General features: G+C 73.1%; 21 protein-coding genes. 17 read left to right on the top strand and 4 right to left on the bottom strand.

All coding sequences use genetic code 11. The annotated features are described in order from the left end of the window. Positions 1–2: 2 nt before the first annotated feature. The 9 genes from ACFV18_RS01335 to ACFV18_RS01295 all read left to right on the top strand — a co-directional run bounded on the left by ACFV18_RS01335 (position 3) and on the right by ACFV18_RS01295 (position 9,850). Positions 3–1,214: an NAD(P)/FAD-dependent oxidoreductase gene (locus tag ACFV18_RS01335; RefSeq protein ID WP_380478111.1), complete on the top strand. Its 1,212-nt coding sequence runs from the start codon at positions 3–5 to the stop codon at positions 1,212–1,214. 9 nt (positions 1,215–1,223) lie between these two features. Then, positions 1,224–2,033 (top strand): acetoacetate decarboxylase family protein, encoded by an 810-nt coding sequence (locus tag ACFV18_RS01330; RefSeq protein ID WP_380478110.1) that lies wholly within the window; start codon positions 1,224–1,226, stop codon positions 2,031–2,033. A gap of 30 nt (positions 2,034–2,063) precedes the next feature. Next, positions 2,064–3,527, top strand: coding sequence for an aldehyde dehydrogenase (locus ACFV18_RS01325; RefSeq protein ID WP_380478109.1), 1,464 nt, complete (start codon positions 2,064–2,066; stop codon positions 3,525–3,527). Continuing rightward, a complete protein-coding gene (locus ACFV18_RS01320; protein ID WP_380478108.1) occupies positions 3,520–4,455 on the top strand; it encodes a 3,4-dihydroxyphenylacetate 2,3-dioxygenase in 936 nt (311 codons plus the stop codon). Before ACFV18_RS01325 ends, ACFV18_RS01320 begins: the two co-directional genes overlap by 8 nt. Positions 4,456–4,469: 14 nt before the next feature. Continuing rightward, positions 4,470–5,315, top strand: coding sequence for a fumarylacetoacetate hydrolase family protein (locus tag ACFV18_RS01315; protein ID WP_380478107.1), 846 nt, complete (start codon positions 4,470–4,472; stop codon positions 5,313–5,315). A gap of 28 nt (positions 5,316–5,343) precedes the next feature. Further along, the gene (locus ACFV18_RS01310) at positions 5,344–5,955 is read left to right on the top strand and encodes a TetR/AcrR family transcriptional regulator (protein ID WP_380478106.1); all 612 of its coding nucleotides are present in this window, start codon (positions 5,344–5,346) and stop codon (positions 5,953–5,955) included. Between the two features lie 181 nt (positions 5,956–6,136). Then, positions 6,137–7,585: an APC family permease gene (locus tag ACFV18_RS01305; RefSeq protein ID WP_380478105.1), complete on the top strand. Its 1,449-nt coding sequence runs from the start codon at positions 6,137–6,139 to the stop codon at positions 7,583–7,585. Positions 7,586–7,649: 64 nt separating this feature from the next. Beyond that, on the top strand, positions 7,650–9,131 hold the full coding sequence (locus ACFV18_RS01300; protein ID WP_380478104.1) for an aldehyde dehydrogenase: 1,482 nt from the start codon (positions 7,650–7,652) through the stop codon (positions 9,129–9,131). Continuing rightward, a complete protein-coding gene (locus ACFV18_RS01295; RefSeq protein WP_380478103.1) occupies positions 9,128–9,850 on the top strand; it encodes a gamma-glutamyl-gamma-aminobutyrate hydrolase family protein in 723 nt (240 codons plus the stop codon). Before ACFV18_RS01300 ends, ACFV18_RS01295 begins: the two co-directional genes overlap by 4 nt. On the opposite strand, the gene ACFV18_RS01290 is transcribed toward ACFV18_RS01295, so the two are convergent. Together ACFV18_RS01290 and ACFV18_RS01285 are read right to left on the bottom strand one after the other, a co-directional pair. After that, on the bottom strand, positions 9,851–10,423 hold the full coding sequence (locus tag ACFV18_RS01290) for a MarR family winged helix-turn-helix transcriptional regulator (protein WP_380478102.1): 573 nt from the start codon (positions 10,421–10,423) through the stop codon (positions 9,851–9,853). Positions 10,424–10,556: 133 nt separating this feature from the next. Beyond that, on the bottom strand, positions 10,557–12,353 hold the full coding sequence (locus ACFV18_RS01285) for a zinc-ribbon domain-containing protein (protein WP_380478101.1): 1,797 nt from the start codon (positions 12,351–12,353) through the stop codon (positions 10,557–10,559). A gap of 111 nt (positions 12,354–12,464) precedes the next feature. Between ACFV18_RS01285 and ACFV18_RS01280 the strand changes: the two genes are divergently transcribed. The 3 genes from ACFV18_RS01280 to ACFV18_RS01270 are packed head-to-tail and all read left to right on the top strand — an operon-like array spanning position 12,465 to position 14,917. Then, positions 12,465–14,177, top strand: coding sequence for a sialidase family protein (locus ACFV18_RS01280; RefSeq protein WP_380478100.1), 1,713 nt, complete (start codon positions 12,465–12,467; stop codon positions 14,175–14,177). Positions 14,178–14,237: 60 nt separating this feature from the next. After that, positions 14,238–14,528, top strand: coding sequence for a hypothetical protein (locus ACFV18_RS01275; protein ID WP_380478099.1), 291 nt, complete (start codon positions 14,238–14,240; stop codon positions 14,526–14,528). Further along, positions 14,525–14,917, top strand: coding sequence for a hypothetical protein (locus ACFV18_RS01270; RefSeq protein ID WP_380478098.1), 393 nt, complete (start codon positions 14,525–14,527; stop codon positions 14,915–14,917). Before ACFV18_RS01275 ends, ACFV18_RS01270 begins: the two co-directional genes overlap by 4 nt. Before the next feature lie 79 nt (positions 14,918–14,996). On the opposite strand, the gene ACFV18_RS01265 is transcribed toward ACFV18_RS01270, so the two are convergent. Continuing rightward, a complete protein-coding gene (locus tag ACFV18_RS01265) occupies positions 14,997–15,731 on the bottom strand; it encodes a FadR/GntR family transcriptional regulator (protein ID WP_380478097.1) in 735 nt (244 codons plus the stop codon). 56 nt (positions 15,732–15,787) lie between these two features. Here ACFV18_RS01265 and ACFV18_RS01260 point away from each other — a divergent pair, with 56 nt between their 5' ends. From ACFV18_RS01260 to ACFV18_RS01245, 4 genes are all read left to right on the top strand, one after another. After that, positions 15,788–16,558: a gamma-glutamyl-gamma-aminobutyrate hydrolase family protein gene (locus tag ACFV18_RS01260; RefSeq protein ID WP_380478096.1), complete on the top strand. Its 771-nt coding sequence runs from the start codon at positions 15,788–15,790 to the stop codon at positions 16,556–16,558. Then, positions 16,555–16,863: a hypothetical protein gene (locus tag ACFV18_RS01255; RefSeq protein WP_380478095.1), complete on the top strand. Its 309-nt coding sequence runs from the start codon at positions 16,555–16,557 to the stop codon at positions 16,861–16,863. The genes ACFV18_RS01260 and ACFV18_RS01255 overlap by 4 nt, the downstream gene beginning before the upstream one ends. A 164-nt stretch (positions 16,864–17,027) precedes the next feature. Next, positions 17,028–18,560: a flavin monoamine oxidase family protein gene (locus ACFV18_RS01250; protein WP_380478094.1), complete on the top strand. Its 1,533-nt coding sequence runs from the start codon at positions 17,028–17,030 to the stop codon at positions 18,558–18,560. Continuing rightward, a complete protein-coding gene (locus ACFV18_RS01245) occupies positions 18,560–19,882 on the top strand; it encodes a glutamate-cysteine ligase family protein (RefSeq protein ID WP_380478093.1) in 1,323 nt (440 codons plus the stop codon). The genes ACFV18_RS01250 and ACFV18_RS01245 overlap by 1 nt, the downstream gene beginning before the upstream one ends. A 103-nt stretch (positions 19,883–19,985) precedes the next feature. On the opposite strand, the gene ACFV18_RS01240 is transcribed toward ACFV18_RS01245, so the two are convergent. Then, on the bottom strand, positions 19,986–20,888 hold the full coding sequence (locus tag ACFV18_RS01240) for a RimK family alpha-L-glutamate ligase (RefSeq protein WP_380478092.1): 903 nt from the start codon (positions 20,886–20,888) through the stop codon (positions 19,986–19,988). A 424-nt stretch (positions 20,889–21,312) separates the two neighbouring features. Between ACFV18_RS01240 and ACFV18_RS01235 the strand changes: the two genes are divergently transcribed. Then, a complete protein-coding gene (locus ACFV18_RS01235) occupies positions 21,313–22,452 on the top strand; it encodes a DUF3103 family protein (RefSeq protein ID WP_380478091.1) in 1,140 nt (379 codons plus the stop codon). Positions 22,453–22,466 lie beyond the last annotated feature (14 nt).

Genomic DNA, 22,466 nt, shown 5'->3' with positions numbered 1-22,466 from the left:
CGGTGAACGCCGCACCCGTCGTGATCGCCGGCGCCTCCATGGCCGGCCTGCGCACCGCCGAACAGCTGCGCGCCGCCGGCTGGACCGGCCCGATCACCCTCGTCGGCGACGAGCCCCACGCGCCGTACAACCGGCCCCCGCTGTCCAAGGAAGTCCTGGCCGGAAAGGCCGGCTTCGACTCGCTCGCCTTCCGCCCCCGGGCCGCCGTCGCCGACGTGCAGTGGCGCCTCGGGACCGCGGTGGTCCGCGCCGACCTCGCACAGCGGAGCGTCGAACTCTCCGACGGCGAGAGCCTGCCGTACGCCGCGCTGGTCGCCGCCACCGGCATGCGCTCGCGCCGCCTGCGCTGCCCCGGCCCCACCGCCGGGCGGCACACCGTCCGCACCCTGGACGACGCCCAGGGCCTGCGCTCCGCACTGACCGCGCCCGGCGTGCGCGTGGTGGTGGTCGGCGCCGGCTTCATCGGCTGCGAGGTCGCCGCCACCGCCGTGGCCCTCGGCGCCGCCGAGGTCACCGTGGTCGACCCGCTGCCGCTGCCGATGGCCGGACCGCTCGGCGAACTGCTCGGCGGCGCGCTCAAGCGCCGTCACGAAGAGCGCGGCGTCCGCTTCGCGCTCGGCTGCGGAGTGACCGGCTTCGAGGGCGAGGACCACGTCACCGGCGTGGCGCTCGCCGACGGCCGCGTCCTGCCCGCCGACGTGGTGGTGGAGTCGGTCGGCTCGGTGGCCAACACCGAGTGGCTCGACGGCAACGGCCTCGACCTCACCGACGGCGTCCTCACCGACCAGCACCTGCGGGTCGGCGGCCGGCCCGAGGTGGTCGCCGTCGGCGACGTCGCCCGCTTCCCCAACGCCCGCTACGACGGCGTCCCGCGCCGCGTCGAGCACTGGTCGATCCCCACCGACAGTGCCAAGCACGCCGCCAAGGTGCTGCTCGCCCACCTCACCGGCACCGAGCACGGCCTCGCGCCGTTCGCCCCGCTGCCGACCTTCTGGAGCGACCAGCACGACTTCCGCCTCCAGTCCTTCGGCTCCCCCGCCCTCGGCCGCGCCGACGTGCGCGTCCTGGACGGCGACCCGGACGGGGACGTCCTGGTCGGCTACCACCACGGCGAGCGCCTGATCGGCGTCGTCGCCCTCGGCGGCCAGCGTGCCGCGGCCGCCGCCGCCCGCTACCGCGCCGAGCTGCTCCAGCAGCCCGCCCCCACCGCGTAAGGAATCCAAGTGGCCAGTGTCCGTGGGTACTTCCACCCCAAGACCGCGACGGGTTCCTCGTCGCTGATCCCCTCGCCGCCGTGGCGCTACTCCGGCGACCTGCTCACCATCGAGTACCGCACCGACCCGGAGCGGGTGCGCGAACTGCTGCCCGAGCCGCTGGAACTCGCCGATGAGGACCCCGGCGCGGTCGCGCTGATCTGGGCCGACTGGCAGTCCTGCTCCGCCTCCGGCCAGGAACTGCTCGACCCGGTGCTCGCCCAGTACAAGGAGGCGTTCGCCGTGGTGCGCTGCAAGTTCCAGGGTCAGACGTACTCGCGCTGCGTGTACATCTGGGTCGACAAGGACTTCGCGATCGCCCGCGGCCTGCACCAGGGCTACCCGAAGAAGCTCGGCTCGATCCACCAGACCCGCCCGCACCCCTACGGCCCCGCGCCGCGGATCGAGGCCGGCGCCCGGTTCGGCGCCACCCTCGCCGCCGCCGACCGGCGGCTGGCCCAGGCCGTCGTGACGCTGCGCGAGCCGTCCGAGACCAACGGGTTCGTCAACGGCCACCCGATGGCCCACCACCGCTGGCTGCCCTCGATCGAGAAGGGCCAGGGACTCGCCCTGGACGAGCTGGTCGCCTCCGGCGCCGCCTCCTTCGAAGCCGGACCGGCCTGGGTCGGCGACGCGGACCTGGAGCTGTTCGAGTCGCCCACCGAGGAACTCGCCCGGCTGGAGATCCGCGAGCCCATCGCCGCCTACTACCGCCAGGTCGGCGTGGTCTGGGACGGCGGCCGGCTGCTGGCCTCCGGCACCACCATCGTCGATCAGTGAACTCCCGTGCTCAGCAAGGAAATTGACGCCATGAGCGGACACCTCACCACCGTCGCCGGGGTCGCCGTCGACACCCGGCACTGGATCGGCGGCGAACGCGTCGCCTCCGCCGCGACCTTCACCGACCACTCGCCGATCGACGGCAGCGTCCTCGGCGAGATCGCCCGCGGCACCGCCGCCGAGGCCCGGGCGGCCGTCGCCGCCGCCAAGGCCGCCTTCCCCGCCTGGGCCGCCACCCCTCGCGCGGACCGCGCCCGCCTGCTGCACGCCATCGCCGACGGCGTCGAGCGGCGGCTGGAGGACCTGGCCGTCGTCGAGACCGCCGACAACGGCGCGCTGCTGCGCTCGCACCGACGCGGCGTCATGCCCCGGGTCGCGCACAACTTCCGGTTCTTCGCCGACTGGCTGCTGACGCTCGACCACGAGGACTTCGACACCCGCGGCCACAGCAACCACGTCAGCTGGGACCCGGCCGGCCCGTGCGTGCTGATCACCCCGTGGAACGCGCCGCTGATGCTGGCCACCTGGAAGATCGCCCCGGCGCTGGCGGCCGGCAACACGGTCGTCCTCAAGCCCGCCGAGTGGACGCCGATGACGGCCTCGCTGCTCGCCGACATCGCCGCCGAGGCCGGGCTGCCGGCCGGCGTGTTCAACGTGGTGCAGGGCCTCGGCTCGGAGATCGGCGACGCGCTGACCTCGCACCCCGACGTGCGCCGGATCAGCTTCACCGGCTCGGTGCCGACCGCCAAGCACATCGCCGCCTCGGCCGCGCCCAACCTCACCCCGCTCAGCCTCGAACTCGGCGGCAAGTCCCCGCTGCTGGTGTTCGCCGACGCCGACCTCGACCTGGCCGTCGAGCTCGCCGTCGAGCAGTACGACAACGCCGGGCAGGTCTGCCTGGCCGCCACCCGGCTGCTGGTCGAGGAGTCCGTCGCCGAGGAGTTCACCCGCCGGTTCACCGAGAAGGCCGCCCGGCTGCAGCAGGGCGACCCGCGCGAACTGCCCACCGACATCGGCCCGAACATCCACCCCCGCCAGCTGGAGAAGATCGACGGCTTCGTGCAGCGGGCGATCGCATCCGGCGCCCGCGCCGTGATCGGCGGCGAGCGCCGGGCGGGCCAGTTCTACGCGCCGACCCTGCTCACCGGCGTGGCACAGGACTCGGAGATCGTCCAGGAGGAGGTGTTCGGCCCCGTCCTGACCCTCCAGACCTTCCGCGACGAGGCGGAGGCCGTCCGGCTCGCCAACGACACCCGCTTCGGCCTGGCCGCCACCCTCGCCACCGGCTCGCGCGAGCGCGCCGAACGCGTCACCGAGCAGCTGGTCGCGGGCACCGTCTGGGTCAACTGCTTCTTCGTCCGCGACCTGCAGGCCCCGTTCGGCGGCTCCCGGCACTCCGGCGTCGGCCGCGAGGGCGGCACCTGGAGCTTCGACTTCTACTGCGACGTCAAGAACACCGTCACCGCGCCGAAGGGGTGGAAGGACCATGGGTGAGATCGTCGGGGCCGGCCTGCTGGCCCACGTCCCCACCGTCGTACTCCCCGAGGAGATCCGGCGGGAGCTGAACGAGGGCAAGGAGATCACCCTCGTCACCGGCCTGCGCCAGCTGCGCGAGGAGGTGTTCGGGCGGGACGACTACGACACCGTGGTGGTGCTGGACTCGCACTGGGCGACCACCGTCGAGTTCGTGGTCACCGCGCAGCAGCGCCGGGCCGGGCTGTTCACCTCCGAGGAACTGCCGCGCGGCATGTGCCGGATGCCCTACGACTTCCCCGGTGACCCCGAACTCGCCCACAACATCGGCAAGTTCGCGGACAAGCACGGCACCTGGATCACCCCGATCGACGACCCGTACCTGCCGATCTTCTACGCCACCGTCAACCTGTGGAAGTACCTCGGCGAGGGCCTGCCCGACAAGCGCTGGGTGACCATCGGCGTCTGCCAGACCGGCGACGCGGAGGACCACCTGCGGCTCGGCCGCGCGCTGGCCGACGGCATCGCCGCCACCCCCGGCCGCCGGGTGCTGCTGATCGCCTCCGGCGCGCTCTCGCACACCTTCTGGCCGCTGCGCGAGCTGCGCGCCCACGAGTCCAGCGACCCCTCGCACATCTTCACCCCCGAGGCGCGGGCCGCCGACGAGCAGCGGATCGAGTGGTTCAAGGACGGCCGCCACGACCAGGTCCTGGACACCATGGACGAGTTCGGGACATTCAAGCCCGAGGCCAGGTTCGCCCACTACCTGATGATGGCCGGCGCGCTCGGCGAGCGGGAGTGCACCGCGAAGGCCCGCCAGTACGGCGAGTACGAGAACTCGATCGGCACCGGCCAGGTCCATCTCTGGTTCGACCGCCCGGCCGACGGCTGGACCGGCACCGGCCTGCCCGCCGAACCCGCCCCCCGCAACCCCCACAGCCTCACCTGAGAAAGGCCCCCGCCATGCCCGAGTACCGCCGCATCCTCCTCGACGGCGCGGTCGTCGAGACCGTCCGCGACGGCGAGGAGCTGGTCGCCGGTGACGGCCGCCGGGTCGCCATCGCCGACGCCCACCACCTGCCGCCCGTGGTGCCCTCCAAGGTGATCGCCGTCCACCTCAACCACCGCAGCCGGGTGGAGGAGTTCCAGATCGGCCTGCCCGACACCCCCACCTACTTCCACAAGCCCACCTCCTCGCTGAACTCGCACGGCGGCGCGATCGTCCGCCCCGAGGGCTGCAAGTGGCTCAACTACGAGGGCGAGGTGGCGATCGTCATCGGGAAGACCGCGCGCAACATCTCTCCCGAGGAGGCCGGTGACTACATCGCCGGTTACACCGTCGCCAACGACTACGGTCTGCACGACTTCCGGGACACCGACGCCGGCTCGATGCTCCGCGTCAAGGGCGCCGACACGCTGTGCCCGCTCGGCCCCGGCCTGGTCACCGACTGGGACTTCCGCGGCAAGCAGCTGCGCACCTACGTCAACGGCGAGGTGGTGCAGGACGGCTCCACCGACGAGATGACCTGGGACATGCACTACCTGGTCGCCGACATCGCCCGCACCATCACCCTGTACCCCGGCGACGTGCTGCTCTCCGGCACGCCCGCCAACTCCCGTCCGGTGCAGCCGGGCGACGTCGTCGAGGTGGAGGTCGAGGGCCTCGGCCGGCTGACCAACCGCATCGTCACCGGCCCGACGGCGATCCGCACCGACGTGGGCGCGCAGCCCACCGAGTCGGAGGAGGTGCTGTCCACCGCGCTGGGCGGGGACTGGGAGTTCCGCGGCATCCGGCCGCCGAAGCGCTGAACCGGTGCCTCCCGGTAGGGTCACGGCCATGACCGACCCCGACCGGCCCGACGCGCCCGCAGCCAAGCGCGCCACCCGCAAGCGCGTGACGAACTACGGGACGGGGCGTACCGCGCTGCTGGAGGCGGCGGTGCGGGTGGTGGCCCGGGGGGGCTTGCGCAACCTCACCTACCGGGCCGTGGCGGAGGAGGCCGGGGTGACGCACGGCCTGGTCGTGCACCACTTCGGCTCGCGCGACGCGCTGATCGAGGAGGCCGTCGCGCACGCGGTGCGCTCCTCGATCAGCAGCAGCGCGCTGGAGGCCGGCGCGCAGAGGCCGGAGGAGTTCGCCACCGGCCTGGCCGACATGGTCGAGGCCGGGCCCGAACTCCAGGTGTTCCAGTACGAGTTGCTGCTGGAGGCGCGCCGCCGCCCCGAGCTGCTGGCGCACCTGCGCGGGCTGTACGAGGAGTACTTCGAGGCCAGCCGGCGCGAGCTGGACCGTCTGCTGCCCGGGGCGGTGAGCCCCGGCCTGTCCCGGCTGGTGTTCGCCGCGCTGGAGGGCCTGGTGCTGCACCAGCTGGTGTTCGGCGAGCGGGCGGCCACCGAGGACGCGCTGGCCGAACTCCGCGCGCTCCTCGACGGCTTGTCGGACCGCTGACCTGCGCGGCCGCCCCAAAGGCCGCGTCGAAGGCCACCCCAGGGCCGCCTCGAAGGCCGCTTCGAAACCGTTATCGCGGGAGCGGCCCCGAACCCTTGCCAAACGGACTGCCTGCCTCCACGATGAGGCAACTCGTTTGACCTGAAACGATTCCCCCACTTTGATCTGGCAGGTGATCCGTGTGGACAGTCAGACGGCTTCCCGTGAACGGACCGTGCGGCACGCCCCCACCAGTGCCACCCTCAAGCCCAACGCCCTCGGCGTACTGGGCATCCTCTTCTTCGTCCTCTCCGGCCAGGCGCCACTGACCGGCATCGCCGGCGCCGCCCCGATCTCGGTCGCCATCGGCAACGGCTCCGGCACCCCCGCCGCCTACGTGGTGGCCGGCGCCGTGATCCTGCTGTTCTCCGTCGGCTTCATCGCGATGGGACGGCACGTCGTGGACGCCGGCGCCTTCTACACCTATATCGGCACCGGCCTCGGCCGGGCCGCCGGCGCGGGCGGCGCGAGCGTCGCGCTGTTCGCCTACTGCGTCATCCAGGCCGGCATGTACGGCCTGTACGGCTCCATCGTCAGCTCCCTGGTCGCCGACAATACGTCGGTCGATCTGCCGTGGTGGGTCTACACCCTGGTCACCATGGCGGTGGTGCAGGCACTCGGCGCCGCGGGCATCGAGATGGGCGCCAAGGTGCTCGCCGCGTTCGTCCTCGCCGAGTTCAGCATCCTGCTGGTGTTCAGCCTGGTCACGCTGTTCAAGGGCGGCGGCCCCGAAGGGCTCGGCCTGGCCGACAGCTTCTCCCCGTCGGCCGCGCTCCAGGGCGCGCCCGGCATCGCCGTGATGTTCGCCCTGGCGTCCATGTTCGGCTTCGAGGCCACCGCCATCTACGGCGAGGAGGCCCGCGAGCCCAAGAAGACCGTGCCGCGGGCCACCTACCTCTCGGTACTGGTGGTCACCGGATTCTTCGCACTCACCTCCTGGTCGCTGATCTCCGCGCACGGCGCCTCCAAGGCCCCGGAGGCGGCCAACCAGGCGTTGGCCGGCGGCGACTCCGCCGGGTTCGTGTTCGCGCCCATCGCCGACCTGTTCGGCGGCTGGGTGAACAGCGTGCTGCCGGTGCTGCTCGCCACCTCGCTGTTCGCCGGCGTCCTCACCTTCCACAACTCCGCCAGCCGCTACCTGTTCTGCCTCGGCCGGGACGGCCAACTCCCCGCCGCACTCTGCCGGTTGAACGGCAAGCACGCCCCGGCCATGGCCGGGCGGGTACAGACCGGCATTGCCGTACTGCTGGTGGTGCCGTTCGCGGTGGCCGGCCAGGACCCGGTGCTCACCCTGTTCTCCTGGTTCAGCGGACTCGCCGTGCTCGCCATGATGCTGCTCTACCTGCTGACCTCGGTCTCCGTGGTGGTGTTCTTCCGCCGCAACCGGGTGGACACCCGGCTGTGGAACACCGTGCTCGCCCCCGTACTGGGCGCGCTCGGCATCGCGGGCGCCATCTGGCTGATCCTGGCCAACTTCACCACCCTGATCGGCGGACAACTGAGCACCGCCCTCTGGCTGGTCCTGTCGGTGCCCGTCGTGCTGGCCCTCGGCGTGGCCAACCAGCGGATCCGGCAACGGCGTTCGCACTGATACACCGTCACATCGAGGCGCGCGCCCGCCAGTTGGGCGCGCGCTCCCGCTCCAGGAGGACCGCATGACCCACGAGGACTGGCTGCGCCGGGCCGAGGCGCTGCGCCCCGTCACCACGCACCTGATCGACGGCGCCGACGAGGCCGGCGGCGGCGGGACGTTCGCCGTGGTGTCACCCCGCGACGGCCGGGTGCTGGCCCAGGTCGCCGACGCCGGTGAGGCCGAGGTGGACGCCGCCGTCGCCGCCGCCCGCCGGGCTTTCGACCGCGGCCCCTGGCCCCGGCTGTCCCCGACCGAACGCGGCCGGGTACTGCTGCGCCTCGCCGACCTGCTGGAACAGCACCGGGCCGAACTCGCGCTCACCGTCAGCCTGGAGATGGGCAAGCCCGTCACCGACGCGCACGACATCGAACTGCGCGCCGTCATCAACACCTTCCGCTGGTACGGCGGCCTCGCCGACAAGCTCACCGACGAGGCCCCGCACACCGCGTCCGACGCCCTGGCGCTCGTCACCCGCGAGCCCGCGGGCGTGGTCGGCGCCGTCGTCCCCTGGAACTTCCCGCTCACGCTGGCCGGTTGGAAGATCGCCCCGGCGCTGGCCGCCGGCTGCACGGTGGTGCTCAAGCCCTCCGAGAACTCGCCGCTGTCCGCGCTGCTGCTCGGCCGGATCGGCCTGGAGGCCGGGCTGCCGCCGGGCGTGCTCAACATCGTGGCCGGCAACGGCCCGGTGGCCGGGCGGGCCCTCGGCCTGCACCCCGACGTGGACGTCCTCGCCTTCACCGGGTCCACCGCCGTCGGCCGCCAATTCCTGCACTACTCCGCCGACTCCAACCTCAAGCGGGTCTGGCTGGAGCTCGGCGGCAAGTCGCCCAACATCATCCTCCCCGACGCCCCCGACCTGGACCGGGCCGCCGCCACCGCCGCCTGGGGCATCTTCTTCAACCAGGGCGAGATGTGCACCGCGCCCTCCCGGCTGCTGGTGCACCGCTCGATCGCCGAACAGGTCACCGAGGCCGTGGTGGCCCGCGCCCGCGCGCTGCGGGTCGGCGACCCGCTCGACCCCGCCACCGAAATGGGCGCTCTGGTCGGCGAGAGCCACCTGAACCGCGTCCTCGGCCACGTCGGCACCGCCCTCGCCGACGGCGCCCGGCTGTGCACCGGCGGCGCCCGCGTGCTTGCCGACACCGGCGGCTCCTACCTGGAGCCGACCGTCTTCGACCAGGTCGCCCCCGACAGCCGCCTCGCCCGCGAGGAGGTCTTCGGCCCCGTCCTGTCCGTCCTCGCCTTCGACGAACTCGACGAGGCCGTGGCCCTCGCCAACGCCACCGAATACGGCCTCGCGGCCGGCCTGTGGACCTCCGACCTCTCCACCGCCCACCTGGTCTCCCGCAGCCTCAAGGCCGGCACCGTCTGGGTCAACTGCTACGAGGAGGGCGACCTTTCGGTGCCCTTCGGCGGCATGAAGCAGTCCGGCAACGGGCGCGACAAGTCCGCGCACGCGCTGGAGAAGTACACCGAACTCAAGACCACTTGGATCCAGCTGTGAGCCACCGCCCGCTGATCGCGATACCCGCCCGCTTCGCCGCCAGCACCTCCGCGCTGCGGTACGCCGCCGAGGTCAACGCCCGCGCCCTGATCGAGGCCGTCTGGCGGGCCGGCGGCGAGCCCGTCGGCCTGCACCCGCATGCGCCCGGCGGGGTCGCCGACCCGGCCGGGGTGCGGGAGCGGCTGGCGCGCTTCGACGGGCTGCTGCTGCCCGGCGGCGGGGATCTGGCTCCGCACCGGTACGGGTCGGCCGAGGTGCACGAGGCCGTGTACGACGTGGACGAGGAGCAGGACGCCTTCGACCTTGAGCTCGCCCGGGCCGCGATCGGCGGCGGGCTGCCGGTACTGGCGATCTGCCGCGGCCTCCAGGTGGTCAACACCGTGCTGGGCGGCACCCTCCACCAGGACATGGGCGGGCCCGGCCGCGAGCACCGCCACCTGCGCCACCCGGTCTCGCTCGCGCCCGGCTCCGCGCTCGCGAAGGCCGCCGGCGGTGCGGCCGTGGTGGAGGCGTCCTGCTACCACCACCAGCACGTGGACCGGCCGGGGGAGGGCCTGACCGTCACCGCCCGGGCCGCCGACGGAACCGCCGAGGCCCTCGAACTCGCGGGCCACGACGGCTGGTTGGTGGCCGTGCAGTGGCACCCGGAGGACACCGCGGACCAGGACCCCGTCCAGCAGGGCATCTTCGACGCGCTGGTGCGGGAGGCCGCCGGGTGATCAGCCGCGAGGACGCCGGCCGCTGCGGCGCGGGGCCGGCTCCTCGCCGTTCAGCAGCGACCGGCGCCGGTCCTCGCCGTGCTCCTCGACCTGGAGCACCACCCGGCGCAGCCCGTCGGCCAGGCTGTGGCACTCCTCGTCGCTCAACTGCGCGGTGACGAACGACTCTTCCTCGTTGAACGCGGGGAACACCCGGCGCATGAACTCCTCGCCCTCCGCGGTGAGCGCGAGCAGCACCAGCCTGCCGTCGGTCGGGTGGTCGACGCGCCGCAGCAGGCCGCGCGACTCCAGGGTGCGCGACACCCCGGTCAGCGTCCCCTTGGAGATGCCCGCCTCCTCGGCGACCCGCCGCGTCTCCGACTCGCCCCACACCCACACCACCCACAGCACCACGAACGCGGTCCAGGTCAGGTCCGAGCCGCGCAGCACCGAGTTCTCCAGGTGCTGCCGCACCGCGGAGGCGGCCCGGTAGATGTTGGCCACCGCCGCCATCCGCTCCGTACGGACGGGGATGCCGCCGAGCTTCGCCCCGACGAGCCGCTCCGCCTCGTTGATGGACCGTTGGCTGGGCATCGGCGCTCCCTCCGTCCGTGTCGTCACCGGCCGGGGCCCACCGGGCCCGCGACCGTTCGCTGTCGCAAGCACTGTCGGTGTCGCATTGTACGGGCGCCCGGAGCGCGACCCGGCCCTCCCGCCGTGAACCGTCTCAACTCCGTTGGCCCGTCGCCCAGTTCTTCACCCGCTCGATGACCTCCTCGGGCCGGGGAGCGGTCGAGTGGACGGTGAACTCGGCGTAGTCGGGGTGCTCGACGGGCAGCGGGGGGAGGGGGTGTTCGCGGAGGCGGGCGACCAGGTAGCCGGCTGCGAGGAGGTCGCGGGACTTGTCGGCGTCCAGGGCGGTCTTGTCGGCGTGCCAGTAGGCGCCGTCGTACTCGATGGCGAGCTTGCGGCCGTCGGGCAGGACGGTGGTGATGTCGATGGACCACTGGGCGCGGCGGGCGAAGGCGCTGTGCCGCACGGACTGGCCGGACGCGGCGGTGCCGAAGACGCGTTCGGCGGCCCGATGGTGGCTCAGTTCCACCTGCGACTTGCCGTGTTCGCGGCACTCGGGGCAGCCGCTGCCATTGGTGCGGGAGGCGAGCGGCGCCTGCCAGGTGTGCCCGCTGGGGCATGCCCAGGCGGGGACGAACGCGGTCTGCGCGGTCGGCCGCACCTGCCAGGGGGAGAGCGGGTTGGCGGGGGACCATTCGGCGGCGAGGTCCGGGAAGTGGAAGGCCAGCGAGTCGAGGATGGTGCGGCACTCGGGGCAGCGCAGCCGCTGCCCCTTGTCGCGCTGTTCGGGGGTGTCCTGCCATTCGTGGCCGCAGACCGGGTCCTGCCACCAGACGGTGCGGCGCGACTTGGGCGAGATCTTGGCCAGGCTGATCCGGCCGTTGCGGGTCGGGTGCCACTGGGCACCTATTTCCGGGCTCAGCCGGAACGGGGCCGCTTCGACGGCCTCGATCTCCTGCCGGGCCGCCGAGGTCTTCAGGCTCCGGCAGGACGGGCAGCCCGAACGCAGGTACCGCAGCGGGGACACCCGCGGGTGGTGGCCCTGCGGGCAGCGGAAGCGGCGCAGCGTCAGGTCGGCGGCGACGAACACCGTGTGCGGGTCCTCCTCGTCGGCCCAGGCTTCGAGGAGTTCGGGGACGTCGGCGACCGGCGTCACCTCCAGCCGCGCCAGCTCGGCCTCCCGTTCGGCGCGGCGCCGGGGTTCGCACGCCGGGCACTGCTGGTTGTGCAGCATGTGGCTGACCCGGGCGGTGAAGCGCAGCGCGCAGTCGGGGCAGCGCCAGGCCACCTCGCGCAGGGCGGTGACGGTGACGGTCTCCCACTGCGCGGCCTCGTTGGCCTCGTGGTCCCACCAGGCGAGGACCGGCAGCCCCGAGTCCTTGAGCAGTTCCCGGTTCTTCTCGCCCGGGGCGTTGGAGGTCTGCCGGGCCCGGCTCGGGTTGGTTCCGCACCGGCAGCCGAACGCGATGTCGCCCAGCCGTTCGGCGCTCTGCCGCCCGCAGTACCGGCAGCGGACGTGGTGCGGGTCGTCCGCGAGCGACGGATCGGTGAGTGGGGCGAGGTAGTCGTAGCCGTGCTGCTCCGCGTGGGCGCGCGCCTGCTCCACCGGGACGGGCGTCAGGTCCGCGTACGGGCCCTGGTTCCGGCGTGCGTCCAGCGCCCACTGCCGCCAGTAGCAGGCCCGGCAGGTGGCCTGGCCCGCCGCGTTCTGGTCGAGCGTGTACTCGAGGCGGTAGTGCGCCTCGCAGCCGCAGTTCAGACACCTGGTCAGCCGCCAAGCCGTCGGCTTCTGGAACGGCTCCAGCGGCTCCAGGCCACCGGTGCGCAGGATTTCGGTGATGTGCTCGTCGCACCAGGCGTCGCGTGAACGCGTGCGGTAGGCGGTGGGCTGCGAACAGCCTGGGGCCGCGCACAACTGGACGGGCTTGGGGGGCGACGATATGGCACTCACCTGCGGATCTTCCCACAGGCTCGGTGCGCGACGCCGATTGGGTGTTGATGGACTGTTTACTCGCGCTTGCCACTCTCTGGGGTATCGCAACCGACAACAAGGGGGGCCACCTTGTCCACACGTTCCGTTTTTCCGCGCGTCGGCCGGTCGGTGGCGCTGCTGCTGGCCGGCGTCGCCGCCGTCGCGTCCGTCCTCGTCGCACCGGGCCACGCGCAGGCGTCCCCGCTCTGCGACCAGCCGGATCCGCCGCCGATCTGCTCCCAGGATCCGGACCCCGATCCCGACCGGCCCGCCGAAGGCGCGTTCGACGCGATGATCGGCGCCAACGGCGGCGTGGTGGTGTCGGGTTGGGCCACGGACCCGGACACGGGCGGCTCGGTGCAGGTCAGAGTCCGCCGCAACGGCACGGTGGTCCAGCAGTTCGCCGCGAGTCTCTACCGCTCCGACGTCGGCGCCCACGGCTTCTGGCAGACGCTGACGTCCGTCCCGGCGGGCCCGCAGACGATCTGCCTGGCCGCCGTCAACGTCTACGGCGGCTCGCCGCACCGGTCGGCCGAGACCAACCTGGGGTGCCGCACCTTCACCGGCGGCCTCCAGACGGTCGGCGCGGACCCGTACACCACCGCCGACACCCAGCACTCGACCGCCGTCGAGGCGGACAGCTTCGGCTGGGGCAGTACGGTCGTCAGCGCCTACCAGGTCGGCCGGAGCTTCAGCGGCGGCTCGACCAACACCGGCTTCGCGGCCTCCCGGGACGGCGGGCTCACCTGGACGTCCGGCACCCTGCCGGGCATCACCGTCGCGGCCGGCGGCACCCACGGACGCGCCAGCGACCCGGTGGTGGCGTACAGCGCCCGGCACGACACCTGGATGGTGGCCAGCCTGCCGGTCGACGCGGGCGCCGGTGCCGGCATCATGATCAACCGCTCCACCGACGCCGCCGCGCACTGGTCCGCCCCCACCTGGGCGATCGGCAACGACGGCGTCGAGTGGGACAAGGAGTGGATGACCTGCGACAACTGGACCTCCAGCCCGTACTACGGCACCTGCTACCTGACCGTCACCAGGTTCGACACCGGCCGGATCGACATTGCCAAGTCCACGGACGGCGGCCTGAGTTGGGCGCGTCTCAACGGCTCCTGGCCGGCCGACACCGGGAGCCACCCGGTGGTCCGGCCCGACGGCAGCGTGGTCGTCCTGTACGGGGCGGCCGGCACCGTCGGCGCCTTCACCCTCACCGGCGGCGGCACCGGCTCGACCGCGCCGGTGACGGTCAACAACGGCAGCCAGTACGACGTTCCGGGCCTGCGCGACGTCTCCGTGGTCTCCGCCGACGTGGACAGCACCGGCCGCATCAACGCCGTCTGGCACGGCTGCCGGGCCGCGACCGGCTGCGCCTGGAACAACCTCGTCAAGGCCACCTCGACCGACGGGCAGAACTGGACGGTCACCGAGATCGACACCTGCCCGGACCAGGCACTGTGTGCCGCCACCAACCAGTTCGCCCCGTCGATCACGGCCGACCCGTTCAACCCCGGGCGCTTCGCGATCGTCTACAACGAGCTGTGGAACGGCACCGTCTCGGTCAACTACCTCTCCTCCACCGACGGCGGCCTGACCTGGAAGAAGCGGACCACCCCGCTCGCGGAGGGGATGGCACTGACCGCCATGCCCGACACCAGCCACGGCCGCATGCTCGGCGAATACCTGGGCCTCTCGATCGCCAATGGCAGCGCGGTACCGGTCTTCCCGGTCGCCGCCGCACCCACCAACGGGCAGCAGTTCGCGCAGACGATGTCCACGTACACCCCGCTCGGCTTCTAGGCCCCGCCCTTGGGCCCCTCGTCGTACACCGGCGGTACACCGCCGGTGTACGCTCGTGGTATGGCTGATGCGACGATCAAGGTCTCCGCCGAGACGCGTGACCGGCTGGCCGCTCTCGCGGCGGCCGGCGGCACCACGATCGGCGCCCAGGTGGCGCTGCTGGTGGAGCGGCAGCCCACCGCGGAGCAGATCGCCGAGCGGGTTGCCGAGGGCCGCCGGCTGCTGCGGGAGCACTTCGGGATGGCCCTCACCGACACGGAGCTGGACCAGGGGCCGGACCTGTTGCAGCGGGTCTACGGCATCGCCGCGCAGGACGCGCGCGCCAAGGTCGCCCCCAGGCGCAGCGCGTGATCATCCTGGATTCCAGCGCCCTGGCCGCGCTGGCCGCGGGCCACCCGCGTCTGCACCGGGTCGTGGATGCCGCGCTGCACAGCCCGTTCCAGCACCTGCTGGTGCCGGTGCTGTGCCTGGTCGAGGCCGAGATCAAGGACGAGGGTGCCGCTCGCGCGGTCCTGGCGCTGCCCTCACTGGAGTTCGAGCCACTCGATGCGAGTACCGCCGTGGTGGTGGCGACGATGGTCCGTGACGGATACGGGAGCCAGGGCCTGGCGCACGCGATCGCCGCGAGTCTGCCCACCCCGGTGCGCCCGCAGCAGCACCTGATCCTGACGGCCTGTCCGGAGCTCTATCCGCCCGGGGTCGTCACCGTCGGCATCGACGACCCCCGGCTGGAGCCGTAGGGGCCGCGACCGCCGCGGGCCGCGGGCGCCCGGCCGGGCGCGCCCGGGAGGTCCGAAGTCCCCTGAAGCGGTGGGGAGTTCAGGACTCGGTCGGCTCCTGGGCGAAGGGGAGGCAGAGGTCTGCGGTGGCCTGTGCGTGGATGGTGAACTGTTTGCGGGCGCGGGCCGGGTCGCGGGCCTCGATGGCGCCGGCGAGGGCGCGGTGGCGCTGGGAGGGGGTGCTGCGGGATTCGGTGCCGCCGGGGTGGCCGGCGAGCAGCCGGGTCAGTTCGTGCTGGATGCCCTGTTCGGCCTCCAACAGGCGCCTGGAGCCGGAGAGTTCGGCGATGTACAGGTGCAGGCCGGCGTCCGCGGTGCGGTAGGCCTCGGCGTCGGCGACGACCGCGTCGGCGGCGGCCTCGAGTCCGCGCATCCGGGCCAGGCCCGCCTCGGAGGCGCGCAGGGCGGCGCGGGCGGAGGCCTCGCCGGAGATCGCGATCCGCCAGGCCGTCAACTCCTCGATGTCGGCCCGGGTGTACGGGTGCAGGGCGGTCAGTTCGCCGATCCGGGTGAGGATGCCGGGGATCACGAAGGTGCCCGCGCCGCGGCCGCGCCGGGTCTCGATCAGGCCGTCCTCGCGGAGCACCGCCATCGAGTGCCGGACCGTCATCACGGCGACGCCGAACAGTTCGGCCAGGGTCTTCTCCGGCGGCAGGCGGTCACCCCCGACCAGGATCCGGGCGCCGATCAGTTCGCCGAGCCGGCGTGCGATCGCCTCGGCGGCTCCCGCCGCACGCACCGGCTCGATGTGTTGGGTCCACCCCTTGCCATCCATGAAATCTATCTTCTAGATTTCGCATCTCATCCGCAAGCCGAGCAGGGAGAGAGCTTATGAGCGTCACCGATCACCCGGAACCCCTCATCGGGATACCCGTCCGCCTCAGCGACGGCGACGCTCCGGGCGCCGACGTGCGCATCGGCGAGGCCAACCGGATCTTCGACCAGGTCGTGGACCTGATCCGGGCCGCCGGCGCCCGCCCCGTCCTGCTCCGGCCGGACGCCGAGGGCAACCCGTCGGACGCCGAACTGGCCGACTGCGCCGGCTTCGTGGTGCCCGGCGGCGGTGACGTCGACCCGGCCCGGTACGGCGCGGACGCCCACCACCCGTCGCTGTACGACGTCAACCCCGTGCAGGACCGGCTCGACGAGGCCGTGGTGCGGTACGCGCTCGACCACGGCCGCCCGATGCTCGGCATCTGCCGGGGCATGCAGCTGCTCAACATCGTCCGGGGCGGCACCCTGCACGTGGACCTGGCGCCGACCGGCGTCCCGCACAACCCGGAGCCCGGGATCGAGTGGGCCACCCACGAGGTCGCGCTGTCGGCCGACAGCGCGGTCGCCCAGGCGTTCGGCCAGGGCCGGATCGCGGTGGCGTCCGGGCACCACCAGGCCGTGGACCGGGTGGGCGAGGGCCTGAAGGTCACCGCCCGCGCCGACGACGGCTGCGTGGAGGCCGTCGAGCTGCTCGCGGACGCCGCCTGGACGGTCGGCGTCCAGTGGCACCCCGAGGCGCTGGAGCCCGTGGAGGAGCTGCGCCTGCCGCTGTTCCGCGCGCTGCTGAACCAGGTCGAGGCCCGGCACGGAGTGGAGCTGCGGTCGTGAGCGACGCAAGAGGAAACACCGGGACCCAGCTGCTGGAGGACGCCCACGACACGGCCGTCGCGGCCGGCGGGGCCCAGCTGTCGCGGAGCCTGCTCAGCCGCCACATGACCATGATCAGCATCGGCGGCGCGGTCGGCGCCGGGCTGTTCGTCGGCTCCGGCGTGAGCATCCAGCAGGCCGGCCCGGGCGTGCTGATCGCACTCGCCGACTCCCGCGTGGACGCCCTGCTGGCACTGGCCCTCACCGTGGCCGTGTCCCTGGCCGACCGGTGGCTCCAGCACCGGCAGGCACCGTCCTCGAACTGAGGACCCGCAGCGCGGCCGGTGGGGGGGGGCCGGCCGACGGTGCGGATGCGAACCGGGCGGGCCGGTGGCAGCGTGTTCCGAAGACGCGGCAACGCCTGGTCGGGGGAAGGTGCGAGCAGGGCAGGGCGGGGGCGCCGTGCGGCTCGCGCACCGAAGGGGTCCCGATGTTCGACACCAGTTTTGCGTTCCCCCGCGCCCTGCTGACGCCGACGGCCGGCCCGGGCGGCCGGGTGGCCGTGATCGGGTCCGGCATCGCCGGCCTGGTGTGCGCGTACGAGCTGCAGCGGCGAGGCTTCGACGTGACGGTGTACGAACGCGGCAACCGGCCCGGCGGACGGATCCGCACCCACCGGTTCTGGGACGGCACCCACGCCGACCTCGGCGCGATGCGGATCCCGGCCAACCACCACTGCGTGCTGCACTACGTGACCAGCTTCCGGCTGGCCACCCGGCCCTTCGTCAACACCAACCCGCAGGCCTACTACCACCTGCGCGGCAGCCGGGTCCGGGTCCGCGAGGTCGCCTCGCTGTTCCCCGCCTTCGCCCTCCGCCCCGAGGAACGCCACGCACCGTCCGCCCTGCTGGAGCGGATCCTCGCCCCCGTCTGGCGGGCCCTGACCGTCGAACAGCAGCGCCGCGCGCTGGACGGCCGGTGGGACGACCCGGCCCTGGAACGTGCCGCCTCGGTGTCGCTGTGGCAGTTCGTCCACGAGCACCTCTCCCAGGACGCCTGGGACCTGTTCGGCCACGCCAGCGGCCTCGCCCACTACGAACAGTCCTCCCTGCTGGAAGTACTCGTCGACTACTTCGGGCTGTTCCACCGCGGCCAGGTCGAACTCACCGGCGGCATGGACTCCCTGGTGCACGCCTTCGTCCGGGCGCTGCGCCCCGGCACCCTGCGGCTGTCCACCCGGATCGACGAACTCGCGCTGCGCCCCGACGGCGTGCGGGTGGGCGGCCGGCGGATCGGCGGCCGGCTCGACGAGCACGCCGACTTCGTGGTCTGCTGCGTCCCCGCCCCCGCGCTCGACCAGATCACCCTCACCCCCGGCCTGCCGCACGCGCAGCGCCACGCGGTGCGCGGCATCAGCTACGCGTCCAGCGCCAAGACCGTGCTGCACGTGACCCGCCGCCGCTGGGAGATCGAGGACGGCATCCACGGCGGCGGCAGCTTCACCGACCTGCCGATCCAGCAGTGCTGGTACCCGTCCGACAACGCGGTGCGCACCGACGGCGGCGTCAACGGCTCCGGCACCCCCCGCTGGGACGCCCTCGACCGGCTGCGCTCCGCCGAACCCGCCGCGCTGCTCGGCGCCTACCTGTGGGGGGCCAACGCGCGCCGGTTCGCCGCGCTGGAGCAGGCCGACCGGGAGGCGCTGGTACTGGAATGCCTGGAGCAGCTGCACCCCGGCATCACCGGCGACGTCGACGACATCGTGCACTGCAACTGGGACGTGCAGACCGGCATGGGCGGCGGCGCCTTCGCCCACCTCACCCCCGGCGAACACACCCGCTACCTGTCGGTGCTCGGCGCGCCGCACCCCGCGCACCGGCCGCGGATCTTCTTCGCCGGTGAGCACCTGTCCGGCGCGCACGCCTGGTGCCAGGGCGCCGCCCAGTCCGCGCTCGGCGCCGTCGGCGCGCTGCTCGACCACGCCCGACAGGCATGTGCGGCCGCCCCGGTGAGCGCCCCGTGATGGACCGGGCGCAGCTGCTCGCCCCGCTGACGCCCGCCCCGGGCACCACCGAGCAGGTCGGCGTCGAGGTCGAGTGCGGCCTGCTCGACCCCGCCACCGGCATCGGCGCCCGCTACTCGGGCCCGCACGGCGTCCGGGCCGTCCTGGAGACGGTGCTCCACCACTGGGGCGGCGAACCCGAGTGGGACGCCGACTGCCTGACGGGCGTCCGGCTGCCCGACGGCGCCACCGTCACGCTCGAACACGGCGGGCAGATCGAGTACTCCTCCACCCCCGGGCCCGGCGTCGGCAAGACCATGGACGAAGTCCGGGCCGCGCTGGCCCGGCTCGCCGACCTGGCCGCCGGCCACGGCCTGGCCCTCGTCCCCGGCGGCAACCTGCCCTTCGGACGGCTCGCCGACGTCGAATGGGTGCCGATGTCCCGCGGCGCCCTGATGCGCCAGTACTTCGCCGACCTCGGCCCCGGCGGGGCCCGCGCCCCGCACGTGATGGGCCTGTCGCTGTCCACCCAGGCCACCCTCGACTTCCTCGGCCCCGAGGACTTCACCCGCAAACTGCGGATGCAGACCGCCGTCGCCCCCGTGATCTCCGCCCTGCTCGTCAACTCGCCGCTGCACGAAGGCCGCCCGTGCGGCCTGCTGTCCCACCGCTCCTGGGCCTGGCTGCGGATGGACCCGCGCCGCACCGGCCTGCTGCCGCCCGCGCTGCGGCCCGACGTCGCCGCCGAGGACATCGTCGACTGGGCGCTCGGCATCCCCCTCATCCACTACCGCACCCGCGACGGCCGCCACCACAGCGCCCCCGACGGCAGCTTCGCCGAACTGCTGCGCCACGGCCTCGACGACGCCCCCCGGCGCTGGGCCGCCCACCTCGACCAGCTGTGGACCGACACCCGGGTACGCCGCACCCTGGAACTGCGCGGCGCCGACGGCCCGCCCCACCCCCACCTCACCGCCCTGCCCGCGCTCTGGACCGGCCTCGGCTACCACCGCGAATCCTGCGATGCCGCCTGGGAGTTGACCGGCCGGCACAGCGCCGCCGAACACCGCGCGGCCCGCACCCAACTCCCCGTCCACGGCCTGGCCACCCGCCTCGGCGACACCCCCGTCCGCCCGCTCGCCGCCGAACTGCTGCGCCTGGCCCGGGCCGGCCTGGACGCCCGGGTCGCCGCCGGACTCGAACCCCCGCACGTGCCCGGCTACCTCGACCCGCTGGACGAGATCCTCGCCACCGGCCGCACCTTCGCCGAACAGACCCTGACCCGCTGGGACGGCGACCTGCGCGGCGACCCGGCCCGGTACGTCGCCGCCTTCCGGATCTGACGCAGCCTCAATGTGGCTGCGCACGCCGCGATCAGAGCGTCGGTCACCTGTGTGACCCGCTCGCCCCGGGTCTGGCACCAGGTCGGTCTGCTCGCGGCGGACGTCAGGTCAGCCTGCCCGCGCACGCGGCGATCAGGGCGTCGGTCACCTGCGTGACCCGCTCGCCCCAGCGGACGTTGGCGTTCACTTCGCACACGGTGAAGGTGCCGTCCTCCTCGAAGAGCAGGTCGATGCCGGCCAGCACCAGGCCGACTTCTTCGGCGGCCCGCACCGCCAGTTGCTCCGCCGCCGGGTAGCGGCCCGGGCACGGCTCGACGGTGCCGCCGAGTGAAACGTTCGACTGCATCAGGCCGTTGGCGGAGCTGCGCAGCCCGACGGCCACCGGGCGGCCGTCCACCACGATCACCCGCAGGTCGCGGCCGTGCGAATGTGCGACGTAGCGCTGGAACAGGAACGGCACATCGGGGCGCAGGCAACCTTGGACGTCGGCCACCGTCGCGGCGTCCCGCGCCAGGAAGACCTGGTGGCCGCCACTGCCGCGCACGGCCTTCACCACGCACGGCTCGGGGATCCCGACCAGCGCCCGGTCCGGCCGGGTGTCGGTGTAGGTGCGGGTGTCGGGGACGGGCAGGCCGGCCCCGGCGAGCCGCTGGAGCTGCCAGAACTTGTTGACGCAGGTCAGGATCGACTCCGCCGGGTTGATCAACTCGGTGCCCATCGCCTGGAGTTGACGCAGCAGGGTGATCTCCCGGTCGCTGCTCAGCGAGGTCATCGCCAGGCGCACCACGGCCACCCGGGGCGGGGTGACCGGACGCCCGGTCAAGTCGTACAAGGTCAGCTTCCCGCCCGTCACGCCGAGCAGCAGGCGATCGGTCGGCACGACCGCGAACCGCGGGCCGAACGCCGCGGCGAAATCCCGGGCCAGCCGCTTCGCCACCGGGGATTCCAGCACGGCGGGGCCGAGCAGCAGCCACAACTCGGCCTCGGGGAGGGGCTCTTCGGGCACGGGACGGTCTCCTGGTATCGACGGGCGCACGGGCGGCCCCCATCATCCGTGCAGAAGCTGTCCCGGCGGGTGCGAAACGCAGATCGGGCGCGAAAACAGGGGCGCTCGCACGTGATCGCGACCCTTGCGGACGGGTGTGCCTTGTCGCGCGGTTCCCGTGCCTCTGGTGGTGCTCTCCTTGGTTTCGCGTCCGCTCCGTTCGCGGCCCCGCGGGAGATTTTGAGCAGACACGGTCACGATTTGGCACAGACATTCCGGACACTTCGTGACCGGTCGTACTGGACGGTCGCGCGGGGTCTATTCGCGTAGACGTCCGATACCCCACCATGGTGCCGCTCCTGGAACCATCACGCCGGACCCGACCCGGGGCCGGCGTTCATGGCCTGCCCGGAACCGGGCGGCCACCACAGGTGGAGGCTCCCCCATGTTCTCCCTGCACTCTGCACAGCGGTTCCGTGCGGTGCTGACCGGTCTCACGCTGACCGGCCTCGCCGTCACCGCCGCACCGGGCCTGGCGGCCGCGGCCCCCGTTCCCGCCCCCCAGCGGCACGTGGCGCGCGTCTCGGCCGTGGACGCCATCGAGGACGGCACCGCGCGTTCCCTCGCGCTGTCGCTCGGCGACAAGGCCTGGCAGCGCCAGGTCTCCGGTGCTCTCGCCGAGGGCAAGGCGGTCGGCCTGCGCGGCCTCACCGCCGGGTCGGCGACCGCCGCCGCGGCCGGTCTCGGTGCGCACCTCGCGAAGGCGGACCGTCAGGTCGCCGACGCCAAGGGGCTCGGCGCGGAGGTCGGCCCGCTGCTCCAGGCCCGTCTGGTCGGCGCCGCCGTCGAGGGCATGGAGCCGCTGGTGGCCTCCTCGCCCTCGGACGACAACGCCGCCGTGGTCCTCGCGTACGACAGCACCGGCAAGGCGTACAACCTGGCCGCCGACCACGCCCCCGACCGCCCGGTCATCCTGGTGGACGTGGACACCGACAAGGCCACCGAGGCCGGCATGAAGGTGCTCCAGCAGGAGCTCGCCGCCGCCGGTCTCCGAGCGCCGGTGAGCGCGCCGGTGAACAGCGCCGCGGCCGCCACCGGCTTCTGGACCAGCCGGGTCACCGCCGTCACGGTCAAGGACGTCAAGGAGCCCTGGTTCAAGGGTTCCGCGGAGATCTTCGACCTGGTCACCGGCTTCGGCCTGGACGGCAAGGTGCGGGTCGACACCGTGACCATGCCGTACCTGGACGACGCCAACAAGACGTACTACCCGAACCAGATCCTGGTGAACTGGTCGCTGTACAAGTACAACCTGGCCGACGTCGTAATGATGGAGGACGACGGCGACACCAACTACTCCTCGCTGGCCAAGGCGCTCGCGGCCGTGTTGCTGACCATCACCGACCAGGGCGCGTACATCCCGCTGGTCAACGCGGTCATCGACGCGATGCCGTCCTCCTGGTGGACCGATGACCCGGACTACGTCGACTCCTGGTACACCCTGGCCACCACCACGACCGGTACCCGCACCGGCGCCTCGGGCAACGGGACGATGACCTTCGACCGGTACTGGGTGTCCGCACTCTGACCGGCCGACAGGTG

Source organism: Kitasatospora sp. NPDC059673 (genome assembly GCF_042734215.1).
In the GTDB taxonomy this organism is placed as follows: Bacteria; Actinomycetota; Actinomycetes; order Streptomycetales; family Streptomycetaceae; genus Kitasatospora.
Note: the sequence above shows the minus strand (reverse complement) of the source record. Positions and strands in the feature narration are given on the sequence as shown.